At 61.8% G+C, this 17111-nt stretch carries 17 protein-coding genes; 14 read left to right on the top strand and 3 right to left on the bottom strand.

Annotated features, from left to right (window positions below):
* Positions 1 to 45 precede the first annotated feature (45 nt).
* The 14 genes from DFO48_RS06275 to DFO48_RS06340 all read left to right on the top strand — a co-directional run bounded on the left by DFO48_RS06275 (position 46) and on the right by DFO48_RS06340 (position 13412).
* Complete coding sequence (locus DFO48_RS06275) at positions 46 to 465, top strand: gamma-butyrobetaine hydroxylase-like domain-containing protein (RefSeq protein WP_003073951.1); 420 nt, start codon at positions 46 to 48, stop codon at positions 463 to 465.
* A 243-nt stretch (positions 466 to 708) separates the two neighbouring features.
* Complete coding sequence (gene ubiE / locus DFO48_RS06280) at positions 709 to 1440, top strand: bifunctional demethylmenaquinone methyltransferase/2-methoxy-6-polyprenyl-1,4-benzoquinol methylase UbiE (RefSeq protein WP_003065997.1); 732 nt, start codon at positions 709 to 711, stop codon at positions 1438 to 1440.
* A 51-nt stretch (positions 1441 to 1491) separates the two neighbouring features.
* Positions 1492 to 2493, top strand: coding sequence for a Tim44 domain-containing protein (locus DFO48_RS06285; RefSeq protein ID WP_003073948.1), 1002 nt, complete (start codon positions 1492 to 1494; stop codon positions 2491 to 2493).
* A gap of 132 nt (positions 2494 to 2625) precedes the next feature.
* The gene (locus DFO48_RS06290) at positions 2626 to 3237 is read left to right on the top strand and encodes a hypothetical protein (RefSeq protein WP_003073946.1); all 612 of its coding nucleotides are present in this window, start codon (positions 2626 to 2628) and stop codon (positions 3235 to 3237) included.
* Entirely contained in the window at positions 3234 to 4802 is a 1569-nt protein-coding gene (ubiB, locus tag DFO48_RS06295; RefSeq protein ID WP_003073945.1) for a ubiquinone biosynthesis regulatory protein kinase UbiB, read from the top strand. Before DFO48_RS06290 ends, ubiB begins: the two co-directional genes overlap by 4 nt.
* Positions 4803 to 4837: 35 nt before the next feature.
* Positions 4838 to 6289 (top strand): sodium:solute symporter family protein, encoded by a 1452-nt coding sequence (locus tag DFO48_RS06300; RefSeq protein WP_114862878.1) that lies wholly within the window; start codon positions 4838 to 4840, stop codon positions 6287 to 6289.
* Between the two features lie 101 nt (positions 6290 to 6390).
* Positions 6391 to 6675 (top strand): FmdB family zinc ribbon protein, encoded by a 285-nt coding sequence (locus tag DFO48_RS06305; RefSeq protein ID WP_003066005.1) that lies wholly within the window; start codon positions 6391 to 6393, stop codon positions 6673 to 6675.
* A 14-nt stretch (positions 6676 to 6689) separates the two neighbouring features.
* The gene (locus tag DFO48_RS06310) at positions 6690 to 7334 is read left to right on the top strand and encodes a DUF502 domain-containing protein (protein ID WP_003058473.1); all 645 of its coding nucleotides are present in this window, start codon (positions 6690 to 6692) and stop codon (positions 7332 to 7334) included.
* A gap of 18 nt (positions 7335 to 7352) precedes the next feature.
* Positions 7353 to 9158 (top strand): aspartate--tRNA ligase, encoded by a 1806-nt coding sequence (gene aspS / locus DFO48_RS06315; RefSeq protein WP_114862879.1) that lies wholly within the window; start codon positions 7353 to 7355, stop codon positions 9156 to 9158.
* 243 nt (positions 9159 to 9401) lie between these two features.
* A complete protein-coding gene (gene nudB / locus DFO48_RS06320; RefSeq protein ID WP_003073937.1) occupies positions 9402 to 9905 on the top strand; it encodes a dihydroneopterin triphosphate diphosphatase in 504 nt (167 codons plus the stop codon).
* Positions 9906 to 9919: 14 nt separating this feature from the next.
* The gene (locus DFO48_RS06325) at positions 9920 to 10684 is read left to right on the top strand and encodes an endonuclease/exonuclease/phosphatase family protein (protein ID WP_003066010.1); all 765 of its coding nucleotides are present in this window, start codon (positions 9920 to 9922) and stop codon (positions 10682 to 10684) included.
* A 193-nt stretch (positions 10685 to 10877) separates the two neighbouring features.
* On the top strand, positions 10878 to 11600 hold the full coding sequence (gene folE, locus DFO48_RS06330; protein WP_003073932.1) for a GTP cyclohydrolase I: 723 nt from the start codon (positions 10878 to 10880) through the stop codon (positions 11598 to 11600).
* A 195-nt stretch (positions 11601 to 11795) separates the two neighbouring features.
* Positions 11796 to 12686 carry a DMT family transporter gene (locus DFO48_RS06335; RefSeq protein ID WP_003073930.1) on the top strand — a complete coding sequence of 297 codons (891 nt, stop codon included), beginning with the start codon at positions 11796 to 11798 and terminating at the stop codon, positions 12684 to 12686.
* 78 nt (positions 12687 to 12764) lie between these two features.
* Positions 12765 to 13412, top strand: a complete 648-nt coding sequence (locus DFO48_RS06340; protein WP_003073928.1) for a LysE family translocator — start codon at positions 12765 to 12767, stop codon at positions 13410 to 13412.
* A 182-nt stretch (positions 13413 to 13594) separates the two neighbouring features.
* On the opposite strand, the gene DFO48_RS06345 is transcribed toward DFO48_RS06340, so the two are convergent.
* The 3 genes from DFO48_RS06345 to DFO48_RS06355 all read right to left on the bottom strand — a co-directional run bounded on the left by DFO48_RS06345 (position 13595) and on the right by DFO48_RS06355 (position 17108).
* Positions 13595 to 15082: an ABC transporter substrate-binding protein gene (locus tag DFO48_RS06345; protein ID WP_114862880.1), complete on the bottom strand. Its 1488-nt coding sequence runs from the start codon at positions 15080 to 15082 to the stop codon at positions 13595 to 13597.
* 170 nt (positions 15083 to 15252) lie between these two features.
* Positions 15253 to 16083: an ATP-binding cassette domain-containing protein gene (locus tag DFO48_RS06350; protein ID WP_114862881.1), complete on the bottom strand. Its 831-nt coding sequence runs from the start codon at positions 16081 to 16083 to the stop codon at positions 15253 to 15255.
* Positions 16080 to 17108 carry an ABC transporter ATP-binding protein gene (locus DFO48_RS06355; RefSeq protein WP_114862882.1) on the bottom strand — a complete coding sequence of 343 codons (1029 nt, stop codon included), beginning with the start codon at positions 17106 to 17108 and terminating at the stop codon, positions 16080 to 16082. Before DFO48_RS06355 ends, DFO48_RS06350 begins: the two co-directional genes overlap by 4 nt.
* Positions 17109 to 17111: the final 3 nt, after the last annotated feature.

Consider the following 17111-nt stretch of genomic DNA (forward strand, 5'->3'; position numbering starts at 1 on the left):
GGGCAGCTTGAGGCTGCCCTTTTATGCATTGATTAGGAGAAAGCCATGGCAGGACTGCAAGCCAACACTCCCACCCCCCAGTCGCTGACCGTGCATGGTGCATCGCGCGTGCTGGAGGTCTCTTATTCGGACGGCAAGACTTTCCGCATCCCGTTCGAGTTGCTGCGCGTGTACTCGCCCTCGGCCGAGGTGCAAGGTCATGGCCCGGGCCAGGAAGTGCTGCAGACCGGCAAGCGCGATGTGGGCATCAACACCATAGAGCCGGTGGGCAACTACGCCATCAAGCCGTTCTTCAGCGATGGGCACGAAAGCGGCCTGTACACCTGGGAATACCTCTACCAGCTGGGCAGCCAGCAGGATGCTCTGTGGCAGCAATATCTGCAGCGCCTTGAAGAAGCCGGGATGGATCGCGATACGCCCATGCCCGAGAAGGGCGCCGGCGGTCATGGCTGCAGCGTGCATTGAGCTTTGACTGTCAGGGGCTTGCATGTCGGCTCAAAAGCCGGCAGCAACGTCCCGTACACGCCACATAGCCCATGCGTACGGCACAGGGTTATTGAGGCTGGTGCTATATTTCCAATAGCTTTAAGCGCTCGTGAAATAAGCGCTCAAGGCGAATTCTTTCAAAAAACCATAGTGCTTCAAAGCCTGTAGCCATACGGGGTTGTCGCTGTACGCGCAAGCACTGCCTGCTTAGCATTCTTTGTTATGAGCTCCACACACTTCGGATTCCAGACTGTTGATGAAAGCGAGAAGGCATCGCGCGTACGCGGTGTGTTCGACTCTGTGGCGTCCAAGTACGACGTCATGAACGACGTGATGTCGGGTGGACTGCACCGCGCCTGGAAGGCTTACACGCTGATGGTGGCCAACCTCAAGGAAGGCGACAAGGCGCTGGACATCGCGGGCGGCACAGGGGATCTGTCCCTGGCTTTTTCCAAGAAGGTGGGGGCCAGCGGTCAGGTGGTGCACACCGACATCAATGAAGCCATGCTGCGCGTGGGGCGTGACCGTCTGACCGACAAGGGTGTGATCCTGCCCACGCTGGTCTGCGATGCTGAAAAGCTGCCCTTCCCAGACAACTATTTCGATCTGGTCAGCGTGGCCTTCGGCCTGCGCAATATGACGCACAAGGATGCAGCGCTCAAGGAAATGAACCGCGTGCTGCGCCCCGGCGGCAAGCTGCTGGTGTTGGAGTTCTCCAAGGTGGCCAAACCGCTGGAGAAGGTCTATGACTGGTACTCGTTCAAGATTTTGCCGACCATGGGCAAGATGATTGCAGGCGATGCCGAAAGCTATCGCTATCTGGCTGAGTCCATCCGCATGCACCCGGGCCAGAAGGAGCTCAAGGCCCTGATGCAGCAATGCGGCTTTGGCCATGTGGACTATCACAACATGACAGGAGGCGTCTGTGCCTTGCATGTGGGAATCAAGTGTTAAGTGCGCCCTGTGCGCAGATTTGTAGCGACTTTCTATAAGAAGGGAGATGAGATGAAGAAACTTTGGTCAATCGCCTTGGTGGCAATGCTGGTGGTGGCACATGGTCAGGCCGATGCAAAACGCATGGGCGGTGGCTCATCGTTGGGCAAGCAGTCGGGCAACGTCACTCAACGCGAAGCGTCTCGTGCTCCCGCTCAGAATGCCCAGCAGGCTGGGCAGCAGAATGCGGCGCAGCAAAACCGTGCTGCTCCACCTGCAGCGGCTCCGGCCGCTGCACCCAAGAAGCCATGGGGCGCCATGCTGGGCGGCCTGGCCGCAGGCCTGGGCCTGGCCTGGCTGGCCAACTCGCTGGGCATGGGCGAAGCCTTTGCCAATATGCTGATGTTCGGTCTGCTGGCCATGGTGATCATGGTGGTGGTCGGCATGATCATGCGCCGTCGCAAGGCAGCGCCTGCCGTGCAAAGCGCTAGCAGTCCATTCGCCTTTCAGGGCGCAGGCAATCTGGGCGGTGATGTGAATGCACCTCAGGCACGTCAGTACAACCCCGAAAAAGTGGGCAATGATGCGTCGGCTCGTCCTTGGGAACAGAACCATATTCCTGAAGCCGCAGCTGCAGCTGGCGGCTCCATGATCGGCTCTGCCCTGTCGGGTTCGCAGAACTGGGGCGTGCCTGCAGACTTCGATGCCGAAGGCTTTCTCACTGCAGCCAAGCGCAACTTCGTGACGCTGCAGTCGGCCTGGGATCGTTCCGACATCACCACTTTGCGCTCCATGATGACCGACGAGATGCTCACGGAAATCCGCGGCCAGCTGTCCGAGCGCGAGACGCAGCGCGCGGGCGAGCCCAACCACACCGATGTGTTGATGATCGATGCGCAACTGCTGGGCATCGAAGACCTGGGCAATGGCTATATGGCCAGCGTCGAGTTCTCCGGCATGATCCGCGAGGAGGCATCGGCAGGCCCCAGCCCCTTCCGTGAAGTCTGGAACATGACCAAGCCCAAGAGTGGCACCAGCGGCTGGCTGGTGGCGGGCGTGCAGGCGCTGCAATAAGCCCTACTGTCTGGCGCACCCTATGCCAGAGGCAGCAAGCAAGCGCCGCCGCGCAGCGAAGCTGCCGTCCCCCTCAGGGGGAAGGCGCAAAGCGCCACAGGGGGGAATCAATTTCATGAATAATCGGGGACTATGGCAACACAGTCCCCTTTTTCTTTTCTGGGCGGTCTCGTCGAACGCGTGATGGCCGGTCCCCAAGCTCCTGAATGGCTGGTGAGTGAAATGCACCAGCGTCTGGTGCTTTTCCTCAATCATGTGCTGATGCAGGAAAAAGAGGCCACGGATCGCCTCGTGCGCCAGAAGGGGCGTATTGCGCGTGTGCAATGGCGCCAGTATTCGGTCGCCTTGCTGGTCACTCCTGCAGGCCTGTTCGACGTGGCTCCTGCCGAGGCAGCCCCCGATCTGATGCTGGAAGTCACCGAGACCTCACCTCTGTCGCTGGCTCAGACGGCCTTGCGTGGCGACAAGCCCAGCATTCGCATTGAAGGCGATGTGCAGTTTGCCGCCGAGATCAATTGGCTGGTGGATAACGTCAAGTGGGATGTGGAGGAGGATCTGGCTCGCCTGATTGGCGATGTGCCGGCCCACACCATTGGCAAGGTTGCACGCACGGCCGCACAGGGGCTGCGTCAGTTCGTCGGCGCACGCATGGGCAGCAAGTCTGCCTCTGCTGCCGATGTGGCCAATCCTGCCGGCACGGCACCCGTGGCAGCCATGCCCGGAGCCGATTACACACAGCCATGAGCCGCTTTCTGCGAGGCTGGGCCATCCTCTGGGTGGTGTTTCGTTATGGACTCGACGAGCTGGTGCTCTCCGGGATTCCGCATCCGCGCCTGCGCAGCTTGCGCGGCGTGCTGACCTTCGGTCGCAAGCTGGACAAGCCACGTGGCGTGCGCCTGCGCGAAGCGCTGGAGGAGCTGGGGCCCATCTTCGTGAAGTTCGGTCAGGTTCTGTCCACCCGCAGCGACCTGATGCCGCCCGATGTGGCCGAGGAACTGGCCAAGCTGCAGGATCGCGTGCCGCCGTTCGATTCCCAGATCGCGGTGGACACCATCGAGCGTTCCTTTCGCAAGCCGCTGGAGCAGATCTTCATCAGCTTCGAGCGTGAGCCCGTGGCCAGCGCGTCCATCGCCCAGGTGCACTTTGCCAGGGTTCGCGACAAGGCCGGCGTCGAGCACGATGTCGCCGTCAAGGTGCTGCGCCCGGGCATGAAGTCCGTGATCGACAAGGATCTGGCGCTGATGCACATGATGGCGAGCTGGCTGGAAAGGCTCTCCCATGATGGCAAGCGGCTCAAGCCCAGGGAAGTGGTTGCCGAGTTCGACAATTACCTGCATGACGAGCTGGACCTGATCCGCGAAGCCTCCAATGCCGCGCAACTGCGCCGCAATATGGATGGGCTGGATCTGGTGCTGATCCCCGAGATCCACTGGGATTACTGCCACACGGATGTGATGGTGATGGAGCGCATGAAGGGCGTGCCCATCAGCCAGGTCGAGCGCCTGCGCGAAGCCGGCGTGGATATCCCCAAGCTGGCGCGCGATGGCGTGACCATCTTCTTTACCCAGGTGTTCCGTGACGGCTTCTTTCATGCCGACATGCACCCGGGCAACATCATGGTCAGCCTGGAGCCCGATACCTTCGGGCGCTATATCTCGCTGGACTTCGGCATCGTCGGCACGCTGACTGAGTTCGACAAGGAATATCTGGCGCAGAACTTCCTGGCCTTCTTCCGCCGCGACTACAAGCGCGTTGCCGCCTTGCATGTGGAAAGCGGCTGGGTACCGGCCACGACGCGCGTCGAGGAGCTGGAGGCGGCCATCCGCGCCGTCTGCGAGCCCTATTTTGACCGGCCGCTGGCCGAAATCTCGCTGGGCATGGTGCTGATGCGCCTGTTCCAGACCTCGCGCCGTTTCCAGGTCGAGATCCAGCCCCAGCTGGTGCTGCTGCAAAAGACGCTGCTCAATATCGAGGGTCTAGGGCGCCAGCTTGACCCCAACCTCGATCTGTGGAGCACGGCCAAGCCATTCCTCGAGAAATGGATGCTGGACCAGATGGGGCCGCAGCGCCTATGGCATGAGCTGCAGGCACAGGCGCCGCGCTACGCCAAGATCCTGCCCGACATTCCGCGCGTGCTGCACCAGTATCTGTCCAGGCACGGAGCCGGCAATGACAGCGAGACCCTGCTCAAAGAGCTGCTGCAGCAGCAGAAAACGACCAACCGTCTGCTGCAGGCCATCCTCTGCGGCGGCATCGGTTTCGTCATCGGTCTGGTGGTGCTGCAGGTTCTGCTGCGCATCCGCTTCTGAGCTTTCCTTTTCTTTAGAGTTCGAGGAGTGCCAGCGTGCTGCTCTCATTGGTGATCGTCTACCTGCTTGTGACCATCGGCATCGGCCTGTGGGCTGCCAGACGCGTGAAGAACACGGCGGACTTCGCCATTGCCGGCCGTCATCTGCCGCTCTACATGATCATCACCACCACCTTTGCGACTTGGTTCGGGTCCGAGCTGGTGCTGGGCGTGCCAGCCAAGTTCATCGAAGGCGGTCTGCATGCGCTGGTAGAGGATCCGTTTGGCGCGGGCATGTGCCTGATTCTGGTCGGGTGCTTTTTCGCGGCCAAGCTCTACCGCATGAATCTGCTGACCATCAGCGACTATTACCGCTCGCGCTATGGCCGGACTATCGAGGTGATCTGCTCGCTGATCATCATGCTCAGCTATCTGGGCTGGGTCTCGGCCCAGGTCACGGCGCTGGGCCTGGTGTTCAACCTGCTCTCGGGCGGTGTCGTCAGTATTCCCATGGGCATGACGATAGGCGTGCTCTCGGTGCTGGTCTACACCCTGTTCGGCGGCATGTGGTCAGTGGCCGTGACGGATTTCGTGCAGATGATCATCCTGGTCGCAGGCCTGCTGATACTGGCCTTTTTTGCCGGTGACATGGCGGGCGGCGCGGGCAAGGTGGTCGATCTGGCCACCAGCCGCGATCTCTTCAAGTTTCTGCCAGAGCCCTCGCTGCATGAAATCGTTTTCTTCATAGGCGCTGCCGTGACCATGATGCTGGGCTCGATTCCGCAGCAGGACATCTTCCAGCGCGTGATGTCGGCAGACACCGAAAAATCGGCCGTGCGCGGCACCATCATCGGCGGTGCCTGCTATGTGATCTTTGCCTTCGTGCCCATGTTCCTGGTGGCCAGTGCGCTCATCATCATGCCCACCGAAGCGACGGCCCTGCTGGCCGATGATCCGCAGAAGGTGCTGCCCACCCTGGTGATGGACAAGATGCCGTTTGCCATGCAGGTGCTGTTCTTCGGCGCGCTGCTCTCGGCCATCAAGTCCTGCGCGTCGGCCACCTTGCTGGCCCCCAGCGTGACCTTCACCGAGAACATCTGGCGCCAGTTCCGCCCCTACACCACGGACAAGGAAAACCTCAGGACCATGCGCATCAGCGTGCTGGTGTTTGCGGCCTGCGTGCTGGCCTATTCGATCATCATGGAAGGCACACCCATCTATGAGCTGGTCGCCAGTGCCTATCAGGTGCCGCTGGTGGGGGCCTTCGTGCCGCTGGTGTTCGGCCTGTACTGGAAGAGGGCCACCACCCAGGGCGCCATCAGCGCCGTGGCGTTGGGCATCGGTGTGTGGCTCATCTTCATGGTCACGCCTGCGCTCAACCAGGCTTTTCCACAGCAGCTGGCTGGTCTTTTGGCTGCGGTTGCCGGCATGCTGGCAGGCTCGCTGCTGCCGCAGTGGATCAGCAACCATCACCGTGAAATAGAGTCCTTTGCCGAGATCAAGGCTTGAGAGTGCAAACCGGCCGCACCGGGGCTTGCTTGCGCAGCGCAGCAAAACCAGGGGCGGCGCCTATAATTGAGGGTTTTTGCACTTCCCCCGTTTTTAGCGCTATGCCTATCTATGCATACAAGTGTGGCTCCTGCGGTCACGCCAAGGATGTGCTGCAGAAAATCTCGGACGCGCCGCTGACCGTGTGCCCAGCTTGCGGGGCCGAGGCCTTTTCCAAGCAGCTCACCGCTCCGGGCTTTCAGCTCAAGGGTTCTGGCTGGTATGCCACGGACTTCAAGAACAGCGGCAGCAAGCCGGCTGCAAGCACCTCTTCATCCAGTGACAGTGCCGCAGCCCCTGCACCCGCAGCTGCTGCAGCCCCTGCCCCTGCGCCCGCCAATTCCTGAGGCTTACCCACACTATGTCTGCATTGCGCAAGTGGCTGATTGCCGGTTTGCTGGTCATCGTTCCCCTGGTGATCACGCTGGGCGTGCTCAACTGGATCATCGGAACGCTGGATCAGACGCTGGCCATTCTTCCGGAGGCCTGGCAGCCCGACAGATTGCTGGGCATGCATATTCCGGGCTTTGGCGTTATTCTGACCTTGCTGATTTTGCTGCTCGTTGGCGGCATTGCCAGCAATTTCATCGGCCGCAAGCTGGTGGGCTGGGGTGATGCGCTGGTGCGCCGCATTCCCGTGGTGCGCTCCATCTATTCCAGCGTCAAGCAGGTCTCGGACACCGTGTTCTCCGACAGCGGCAACGCTTTTCGCACGGCAGTGCTGGTGCAGTGGCCGCGCGAGGGCGTATGGACCGTGGCTTTCGTCACAGGCCAGCCCAGCGGTGAAGTGGCGGCGTTGCTGCGCGATGAATATGTGAGCGTCTTCGTGCCCACCACGCCCAACCCCACCGGGGGTTACTTCGTGCTGGTGCGCAAGAGCGAATGCATCGAGCTGGAAATGAGTGTGGATGCGGCGCTCAAATACATTGTTTCGATGGGCGTGGTGGCTCCGCCAGACCTCGCACTGATCGAAGAATCCAAACAAACAACCTTGTCGCACCCCTAAGGTGCAGGAAGAATTTTCATGGCAATGCGTTCTCAATACTGCGGTCTGGTGACCGAAGCCCAAATGGGCGAAACCGTGACCCTGTGCGGCTGGGTGAACCGCCGCCGTGACCATGGTGGCGTGATCTTCATCGACCTGCGCGACCGCGAAGGCTATGTGCAGGTGGTCTGCGACCCCGACCGCGCCGAGATGTTCAAGGTGGCCGAAGACGTGCGCAACGAGTTCTGCGTGCAGGTCAAGGGTGTGGTGCGTGCGCGTCCCGCCGGCACCACCAACGACAAGCTCAAGAGCGGCCAGATCGAAGTGCTGTGCCATGAGCTCAACGTGCTCAACGCTTCCGTCACGCCTCCTTTCCAGCTGGACGACGACAACCTGTCGGAAACCGTGCGCCTCACGAATCGCGTGATGGATCTGCGCCGTCCCGTGATGCAGCGCAACATGATGCTGCGTTACAAGACCGCCATCCAGGTGCGCAACTTCCTCGACAAGGAAGGCTTCATCGACATCGAGACCCCCATGCTGGGCAAGTCCACGCCCGAAGGCGCCCGTGACTACCTGGTGCCCTCGCGTGTGCATGACGGTGAATTCTTCGCTCTGCCCCAGTCGCCTCAGCTGTACAAGCAGATGCTGATGGTCTCGGGTTTCGACCGCTACTACCAGATCACCAAGTGCTTCCGCGACGAAGACCTGCGCGCTGACCGTCAGCCCGAATTCACGCAGATCGACTGCGAAACCTCCTTCCTGAACGAAGAAGAAATCCGCGCCATCTTCCAGCGCATGATCAAGGAAGTGTTCCAGACCCAGCTGAACGTGGATCTGGGCGAGTTCCCCATCATGACCTACCAGGATGCGGCCTTCCGCTTCGGCTCGGACAAGCCCGACCTGCGCGTCAAGCTCGAATTCACCGAACTGACCGACTGCATGGGCGACGTGGACTTCAAGGTCTTCTCCACCCCCGCCACCACCAAGGGCGGTCGTGTCGTGGCCCTGCGCGTGCCCGGCGGCGCTGCCATCTCGCGCGGCGAGATCGACGGCTACACCGAGTTCGTCAAGATCTATGGCGCCAAGGGTCTGGCCTGGATCAAGGTCAACGAAGTGGCCAAGGGCCGTGATGGCCTGCAGTCGCCCATCGTCAAGAACCTGCACGACGCAGCGATCGCTGAAATCCTCAAGCGCACCGGTGCACAGGATGGCGACTTGCTGTTCTTCGGTGCCGACAAGGAAAAGATCGTCAACGACTCCATCGGCGCTCTGCGCCTGAAGGTCGGCCACAGCGAATTCGGCAAGAAGAACGGCCTGTTCGAAGACAAGTGGGCACCGCTGTGGGTGGTGGACTTCCCCATGTTCGAGCATGACGAGGAAAACGACCGCTGGGCAGCTGTGCACCACCCCTTCACCTCGCCCAAGGATGGCCACGAAGAACTGATGGTGACCGACCCCGGCAAGTGCATTGCCAAGGCCTACGACATGGTCTTGAACGGCTGGGAACTGGGCGGCGGCTCGGTGCGTATCCACCGCGCCGACGTGCAGGCCAAGGTGTTCGAAGCCCTGAACATCACGCCCGAGCAGCAACGCGCCAAGTTCGGCTACCTGCTGGATGCGTTGCAGTACGGTGCGCCTCCCCACGGCGGCCTGGCCTTCGGCCTGGATCGTCTGATCACGCTGATGACGGGCTCCGACTCCATCCGTGACGTGATCGCCTTCCCCAAGACACAGCGCGCCCAGGATCTGCTGACCCAGGCTCCCTCGCCCGTGGACGAGAAGCAGCTGCGCGAGCTGCATATCAAGCTGCGCAACGTGGCCGTGACGACCACTGAGGCTTGATTGCCAAGCTCCCCGTGAACAGCGCCGGTCGCTGTTCACACCCAGGCGCCAGTTCGCGAAAGCGGCTGGCGCTTTTTTGTTGCTTTGAAATCGGGAGCTGCTTGCGCCTGTCAATCTTGGAATTCAGATGGTTTTCACTCTGAATTCAATGAATAGCAAGCGGTTGCAGCTATGAATATTGATGGCTATCAAGCAGCAGGGCGACTCAGCCTGCTGTCATCCTGAGCGCGCTAATATGCTGCGATGGAAGTCAGGCCCTACAAGATTCCGCAGTCCGTGCTGGTCGTGATCTACCGTGAAGACGGGAAGGTGTTGCTGCTGCGTCGCAGCATTGCGGCGCCCGAGGGCGAGCCTTTCTGGCAATCCGTCACGGGCAGCAAGGACAGCCTGGACGAGGACTGGCATGAAACCGCCGTGCGCGAGGTGCAGGAGGAAACCGGCATCGACGCGCATGCGCCGGACTGTTGCCTGACAGACTGGGAACTCGAGAACGTCTACGCCATCTATCCACAGTGGCTGCATCGTTACGCGCCGGGCGTCAGCCATAACCAGGAGCGTGTCTTCGGCCTTCGTGTGCCATCTCACCTGACCGTGCACTTGAATCCCAGGGAGCACACCGCACATGATTGGCATGATTGGCGTGAGGCAGCCCAGCGCTGCTTTTCTTCTTCCAACGCAGAAGCTATTTTGCTGTTGCCGCGCTTCGAGCCGGCGCTGGTCGAGCGCCGCTGCAGGCAACAGCCTTGAAACCATCAGTGCCTATGTCTGAAGTTCAGTTGTTTACGCCGCCAGAGCCGCAGATCCTGCGCGTGGCCACCTACAACATTCACAAGGGTGTGCAGGGCCTGGGTCCTGCCAGGAGGCTGGAGATTCACAATCTGGGACTTGCGGTGGAGCAGCTCGATGCGGACATCGTCTGCCTGCAGGAAGTGCGCAAGATGAACCGCAAGGAGGAGCAGTACTTCGACCGCTGGCCCAATGTGCCGCAGGCCGAGTACCTGGCTCCCGAAGGCTACGAGTCCGTCTATCTGACCAATGCCTACACCCGGGACGGCGAGCACGGCAATGCGCTGCTCAGCCGCTGGCCGGTGATCGGCTACCAGCACGAGGACATCTCGGACCATCGCTTCGAGCAGCGCGGCCTGCTGCATGTGGAGCTGGACATCCACGGCAAGCGCGTGCATTCCATCGTCGTGCACCTGGGCCTGATTCCGGGCAGCCGCATTCGCCAGATTGCACTGCTGCAGCGTTTCATCGAGCGCGAGGTACCGCCCAATGCGCCGCTGGTGGTGGCGGGCGACTTCAATGACTGGGGCAACCAGATCAAGCGCATGCTGGCGGGCTTCGGCCTGTTCGAGTACGAGGAAACGCAGGGCATTCTGACCTATCCCTCGCGGCTGCCGATTGCGCAGCTCGACCATATCTATGTGCGCGGCCTGACCCCTCTGGGGCTGCAGGTGCCCAAGGGGCGCATCTGGTGGCGCATGTCGGATCATCTGCCGCTGATCGCGGAGTTCAAGCTGTAGCAGCCCTGAGCCCGGCCCCCGCGCCTTCTTCCTTCTCGCTGCGCGGCGGCACTGGCTCGCCATCTTCGGCGCCGGGCGCAGTCCGATTGGGGGATTGCTCCTGAAACCATAGCTTCCAAGGCCTTGTAAACATGCATCTGGACGGCAAATCCTTTGTAGCTTCGGGAAGTTGATTCACTGGTACCATTCTTGGATGTTCAGAGATCTCGCCGACATGAAAAAAGACAACTCAGCCGAAGGAACACCCGTTTCGGTCAAGATCCGCGAGCGGCTGCAGGCAGCTAAGAAACGTTTCCACGCCAACGACAACATTGCCGAATTCATCGAGCCCGGCGAGCTGGAGAAGCTGCTGGACGAGGTGCAGGAGAAGATGCAGGGCGTGCTCGACTCCATGGTCATCGACACCGTGCACGACCACAACACGCGCGCCACGGCACGCCGTGTGGCCAAGATGTATGTGAACGAAGTGTTCCGCGGCCGTTATGTGCATCAGCCGGCCATCACCGAATTTCCCAACGCAGAGCATCTGAACGAGCTGATGATCGTCGGCCCGATCACCGTGCGCAGCGCCTGCAGCCACCACCTGTGCCCCGTGATCGGCAAGATCTGGATCGGCGTGCTGCCCAACAAGAACACCAATGTGATCGGTCTGTCCAAGTACGCGCGTCTGGTGGACTGGATCATGGGTCGTCCGCAGATCCAGGAAGAGGCCATCATCCAGCTGGCCGACCTGATCATGGACAAGACCCGACCCGACGGCTTGGCCGTGGTCATGGAAGCCTCGCATTTCTGCATGTCCTGGCGTGGCGTGCGCGAGATGGACTCCAAGATGCTGAACTCCGTCATGCGTGGAGCGTTCCTCACCAACTCCGAACTGCGCCGCGAATTCCTGTCGCTCATTGCGGCACGAAAGTAAATGATCCCCCTGTGGCGCTTCGCGCCTTCCCCCAAGGGGGGACGACGCCTTCGCTGCGGGGCGGCCCTTGCTTGGCGTCCCTCACATGTGCTGCGCCAGTCTCATCACGCACTGGCCGTGTTCGGTCAGATGAAGTACTGAATTTTTCTTTTCAAAAGGCTGCGCGTCGCGCGGCCTTTTGCATTTCTGGCTCCCATGTCACTGCAAGCGTTCACTCTCATCATTTTGGCCGGCCTGATTCATTCGGGCTGGAATATCGTGGCCAAGAAGGCGGGTGGAGATGCCCGTTTTTCGCTCTACACCGCCATCTGCAATGCCGTCATCTGGCTGCCGCTGGGCTGGTGGCTGGGCAAGGATGTGGTGCCGGGCTGGGGCTGGATGGAGTGGGCGTTCGTCACCGCCAGCGCCGTGCTGCATGTGGCTTATTTCGTGGTGCTGCTGCGCGGCTACCGCGTGGCTGACCTGACGGTGGTCTATCCGCTGGCGCGCGGCAGCGGGCCGCTGATCTCCTCGCTGGTGGCGGTGATGTTTTTGGGGGAACAGATTTCAACGCTGGGGGCTGCCGGCATTGCGGGCGTGGTGCTGGGCGTGTTCCTGATCGCGGGCGGCCCGCGCATGATTGTGGCCATTCGAGAGGGGCAGGATCTGGAGGCGCGCCAGCGCGTGCTCTCCGGTCTCTACTACGGCCTGCTGACGGGGCTGTTCATTGCCAGCTACACGGTGGTGGACAGCTATGCCGTCAAGATGCTGCTGATGTCGCCGATTTTGGTGGACTATGTGGGCAACTTGATCCGGCTGGTGATTCTGGCGCCGCTGGCCGTCCGGGATTGGCCCGAGACCAAGCGCCTGTGGCGTCTGCAGTGGCGCTATGCGGCCGTGGTGGCCTTCTTCAGCCCCATTGCCTATGTGCTGGTGCTGTATGCGGTGCAAAGCGCGCCTATCTCTCACGTCGCTCCCGCGCGCGAGGTGTCCATGCTGTTCGCGGCCCTGATCGGCGGCAGGCTGCTGGGCGAGGGCGACCGGGCCCTGCGCATTGCGGGGGCCGTGATGATTGCCCTGGGCGTGACGGCGCTGGGCCTGGGTTGAAGTGAGTCGTTTGTCAAAAAGGCCTGCAGCCATTGTCGATGCATCGCAAGTGGCTATTGTTTTTGAAGAGATCTGAAAATGCCGACCTGGGAAGTCCTGATCACATTCTTTGGTGTAGCCCTGCTGCTGGGTCTGAGCCCCGGCCCTGACAATCTGTTTGTGCTGGTGCAGTCGGCCCAGCGCGGCTGGCGCGTGGGGCTGTGCGTAGTGTTGGGCCTGTGTCTGGGCCTTGTCGGACATACGGCCGCCGTGGCGCTGGGGCTGGCGGCCGTGGTGGCGACATCGCCCATGCTGTTCACCGCGCTCAAGCTCTGCGGCGCCGCCTATCTGGCCTATCTGGCCTGGGGCGCATGGCATGCGCCGGTCAGCGTCGAAGAAAGTGCCAGGGCGCAGGAGCAGCGCGATGTGCTGACTCTGCGCTCCGCCATGGGCTGGGTGGGCAAAGGCGTGGTCATGAACCTGACCAACCCCAAGGTGCTGATTTTCTTTCTGGCCTTTTTGCCCCAGTTCACCGACCCCGCTCGTGGCAGCGTGCCAGTGCAGATCATGGTGCTGGGCAGCGTCTTCATGGCAGCCGCTTGGCTGGTCTTTGGCTCTATCGCCTGTTTCTCGGGGCTGTTTGGCCAGATCCTGCAGCGCTCCGTGCGCGCCCAGCGCTGGCTTAACCGCATCGCTGCCACCGTTTTCGGCGCGCTCGCACTTCGTCTTGTGATGGTGCAACGCTAGAGGCAAACACTCTTAAAACTGGCGCGCCCCAGCACAGGGGGCAGCGGGCAAGGGCCTGTGCCGGCCGCACCGCCCCGCCGCGAGGCTATCGTCCCCCTCCGTCCCCTCCCATAGTGCGAAGCACATAGAGAGAGGGGCGCCCGGCCAGGGGGAAGGCGCGTAGCGCCTCAGGCGGTGATGCTCTATCCCCAGGTTAGAGCAGACAAGTCATTGACAAACACCGGCATGTCCTTCCACAGCCCGCGCAGCTTCTTGTTCGCCACGGTCACCCACTGCGGGGTGTAGAGAAAGCCGTGTACCGAATCATGCGCCAGCAGGCGCTGTGCATCACCAAGCAGGCGTGCGCGGTCGGCAGGGCGCGGTGTGTGCTTGATCTTGTCGAAAAGCTCGTTGAATTCCTGGGACTGGTAGCCCCAGTAGTAATCGGCCTTGGCAAAGTTGCCCAGATCAAACGGCTCCACATGCGAAATGATGGTCAGGTCGTAGTTCTTGTTGGTGTAGGTGCCCGACAGCCACTGTGCCCATTCCACATTCTGCAGCTTGAGCTGGATGCCGATCTTGGCCAACTGGGCTGCAATCAGCTCACCGCCCTGGCGCGCATAGGGCGCTGGCGGCAGCGTCATGGTCAGCGTCAGCGGGGTCTTGATGCCTGCTTCAGCCATCAGGGCCTTGGCCTTTTCCAGGTCAAAGGGATTGACACCTGTGGTGTCCACATAGCCAAAGGCTGTGGGCACATAGTAGCTGCCGATGGGCACGCCATAGCCGTCGGCGGCACCGGCAATCACGGCCTTGCGATCGATGGCGGCGGCAATGGCACGGCGCACGCGGATGTCGCTGATAGGTTTTCGCGCATTGTTGATGGCCAGAATGGTCTTGGCGCGCGAGTTGCTCACCACCACCTGAAAGCGGGCATTGGCTTTGAACTGAGGCACGCTGCGCGGCGAGACGCGCGGGAAGGCATCGACATCGCCGGCCAGCAGGGCGGCAACCTGTGCTGCGGGGTCGGGAATGAAGCGGAACACGGCGCGCTTGATGCGAATGCTCTGTGCCGAGCGATAGTCGGGCCAGGCGGTCAGCGTGACCGATGCACCCTTGGCCCAGGCCGCAAGCTTGTAGGGGCCGGTGCCCACGGGTTTGCTGGCGTTGGTGGTGGCGCTCTTGGGCTCGACGATGATGGACGTGGCCTGACCCATCATGAACAGAAAGTCGGGATCGATCTCCTGGTTGGTCAGCACCACCGTATGCTCGTCGGCGACCTTGGTGCTCAGATTGGCAAAGGTGCGCTTGTCCTTGTTGGTGCTTTTGTCGGCGGCCGCGCGGTCGAACGAGAACTTGACGGCGGCAGCGTTGAAGGGCTCGCCGTTCTGGAACTTCACATCCTTGCGCAGGCGAAAGGTATAGGTCTTGAGATCGGACGAGACTTCCCAGCTCTCGGCCAGCAGAGGCGAGACGCTGCCGTCGGAGTTGATCTTGGTCAGCGTCTCAAACACGTTGTAGAGCACGACTTCGGCAATCGAGGAAGCAGCCCCGGCTGTGGGGTCCAGTCCTGGCGGCTCCAGCGTCATGGCCAGCGTGACGCTGTCTTTCTTGGCCTGGGCCATGGCAGGCCAGGCAGCGAACAAGGGCAAGCTGGCAGCCGAGCTGGCCAGCAAGGAGCGGCGATTGAGCATCAACAAAGTCTCCGATGGGGGGCTGGCCGCATGGGGCCATCAAAAGCGCTGCAAGTCATCGCGGGGAGCGGACTTGTTTCATATGCGTTTTTACACCAGTCGGAGCAGTCTTTGCTGTGGTCGCAGGCATATCGCTGCTGCGAGTGTGAGCAACTGTTTGGCGGCCCGGTTCAGATGACTCGCGGTGCGGCCTTGACCAAGGCCTGGGTATAGGGGTGCTCGGGGGCTGAGAACAGCTTGCGCGGTGTGCCGCGCTCCACCACTTCACCCTGATGGAGCACGATGACCTGATCGCAGACATGCTGGACCACGGCCAGGTCATGACTGATGAACAGATAGGACAGGCCCAGCTCGCGCTGCAGGTCCTGCATGAGATTGAGCACCTGGGCCTGTACCGAGACGTCGAGCGCGCTGACCGGCTCATCGGCCACGATCAGGCGGGGGCGGGTAATCAGAGCGCGGGCAATGGCAATGCGCTGGCGTTGGCCGCCGGAGAACTCGTGCGGATACTTGTCGGCGTCCTGTACGCGCAGACCCACCTGGTCAAGCACGCTCAGCACCTGCTGACGCCTGGCAGGGCGACTGAGCTTTTCATGAGTCGTTCCCAAAGGCTCGCTGACGATGGCTTCTACTGTCATGCGCGGGTCCAGCGATCCATAGGGATCCTGAAACACCATCTGGAAGTCGCGCCGTGCGGCTCGCAGTTCCTGTTCGCAGAGACGGTGCAGATTGCGGCCCAGCAGTTCCACCCTGCCTTCGCTGGGCTGGTCCAGCGCCATGACCAGGCGCGCCAGTGTGGACTTGCCGGAACCCGATTCGCCGACCACGCCCAGGCTCTGTCCCGCTTGCAGTTCAAAGCTCACGCCGCGCAGTGCCTGCAGCGGCTCGGGCTTGTGCCACAGCGATGTACGGGGGCGCGAATATGCGCGTTTCAGGCCGCTAACCCTGAGCAAGATTGCGCTGCTGGTTCCTGTTTCAGAAGATTCGGCCGGCTTGATCATGTCCTGGCTCCTGCCGTCAGCACCTGTTCATACAGGCAGCGCGCCACATGGGGCTGGCGCCAGGAGGAAAGAGAGGCTGGTGCCGCCATGCTGGGTTGGTGCAGCGTGCGAGGCTGGGGGCGCTGCACATAGCACTCGTCCTGGGTGTGGGCGCAGCGGCCCGCAAACGGGCAGCCTGCGGGCAGATCCACGAGCTCTGGCACGGCTCCGGCAATGGTGGGCAGACGGACTGTACCTTCTGCGGCGTGGAGTTGAGGGCGTGCAGCAAACAGGCCGCGTGTATAGGGGTGGGCGCGCCTGGCGAACACCGCTTCCGTCATGCCGGATTCCACTACGGTGCCGCCATACATGACCAGCAGCTGCTCCGCATTCTGGGCAATCACGCCCAGATCATGGCTGATGAGAACCAGCGCCATGGAATGCTCGGCCACCAGCTCCTGCAGCAGATCCAGAATGCGCTGCTGAACCGTCACATCCAGGGCCGTGGTGGGCTCGTCGGCCACCAGCAGATCGGGACCGCAGGCCAGAGCCATGGCAATCATGATGCGCTGGCGCTGGCCGCCGGAGAACTGGTGCGGATATTCATCGAGCCGCTGCGCAGCCTGCGCAATGCCCACCCTCTCCAGCAGCTCGGTGGCGCGGGCGCGAGCCTGGGCGCGGCTCATTCCCAGATGAAGCCGCAGCGGCTCTGCCACCTGGCGGCCGATGCTGTGCACGGGGTTGAGGGCGCTCATGGGCTCCTGAAACACCATGGCCATGCGGTTGCCGCGCAGGGCGCAGAGCTGGCGCTCGCTCAGGCCCAGCAGCTCCTGGCCGTCCAGCTGGATGCTGCCGTCCACCTGTGCATGTTCGGGCAGCAGGCCCATCAGTGCCAATGCCGTCAGCGATTTGCCGCAGCCTGATTCGCCGATCAGGCCCAGCGTGGCACCGCGCTCCAGCGTAAAGCTCACATCGCGCACGGCCTGAGCCCGGCCGCGATGGGTATGCAGATTGATGGTGAGGCTGGAGACTTCAAGCAAAGCCATGGT

Origin of the sequence: Comamonas sp. AG1104 (assembly GCF_003350425.1) — a bacterium.
GTDB classification, from domain to species: domain Bacteria; phylum Pseudomonadota; class Gammaproteobacteria; order Burkholderiales; family Burkholderiaceae_C; genus Comamonas; species Comamonas testosteroni.

Bases quoted from the DNA above. Each gene is read 5' to 3' on its own strand.
- nudB (WP_003073937.1), top strand. From the start codon at position 9,402: ATGGAAGTCAGGCCCTACAAGATTCCGCAGTCCGTGCTGGTCGTGATC.
- DFO48_RS06325 (WP_003066010.1), top strand. From the start codon at position 9,920: ATGTCTGAAGTTCAGTTGTTTACGCCGCCAGAGCCGCAGATCCTGCGC.
- DFO48_RS06345 (WP_114862880.1), bottom strand. From the start codon at position 15,082: ATGCTCAATCGCCGCTCCTTGCTGGCCAGCTCGGCTGCCAGCTTGCCC.
- DFO48_RS06275 (WP_003073951.1), top strand. From the start codon at position 46: ATGGCAGGACTGCAAGCCAACACTCCCACCCCCCAGTCGCTGACCGTG.
- ubiE (WP_003065997.1), top strand. From the start codon at position 709: ATGAGCTCCACACACTTCGGATTCCAGACTGTTGATGAAAGCGAGAAG.
- folE (WP_003073932.1), top strand. From the start codon at position 10,878: ATGTTCAGAGATCTCGCCGACATGAAAAAAGACAACTCAGCCGAAGGA.
- DFO48_RS06305 (WP_003066005.1), top strand. From the start codon at position 6,391: ATGCCTATCTATGCATACAAGTGTGGCTCCTGCGGTCACGCCAAGGAT.
- DFO48_RS06335 (WP_003073930.1), top strand. From the start codon at position 11,796: ATGTCACTGCAAGCGTTCACTCTCATCATTTTGGCCGGCCTGATTCAT.
- ubiB (WP_003073945.1), top strand. From the start codon at position 3,234: ATGAGCCGCTTTCTGCGAGGCTGGGCCATCCTCTGGGTGGTGTTTCGT.
- DFO48_RS06290 (WP_003073946.1), top strand. From the start codon at position 2,626: ATGGCAACACAGTCCCCTTTTTCTTTTCTGGGCGGTCTCGTCGAACGC.
- DFO48_RS06340 (WP_003073928.1), top strand. From the start codon at position 12,765: ATGCCGACCTGGGAAGTCCTGATCACATTCTTTGGTGTAGCCCTGCTG.
- DFO48_RS06310 (WP_003058473.1), top strand. From the start codon at position 6,690: ATGTCTGCATTGCGCAAGTGGCTGATTGCCGGTTTGCTGGTCATCGTT.
- DFO48_RS06355 (WP_114862882.1), bottom strand. From the start codon at position 17,108: ATGGCTTTGCTTGAAGTCTCCAGCCTCACCATCAATCTGCATACCCAT.
- DFO48_RS06350 (WP_114862881.1), bottom strand. From the start codon at position 16,083: ATGATCAAGCCGGCCGAATCTTCTGAAACAGGAACCAGCAGCGCAATC.
- aspS (WP_114862879.1), top strand. From the start codon at position 7,353: ATGGCAATGCGTTCTCAATACTGCGGTCTGGTGACCGAAGCCCAAATG.
- DFO48_RS06285 (WP_003073948.1), top strand. From the start codon at position 1,492: ATGAAGAAACTTTGGTCAATCGCCTTGGTGGCAATGCTGGTGGTGGCA.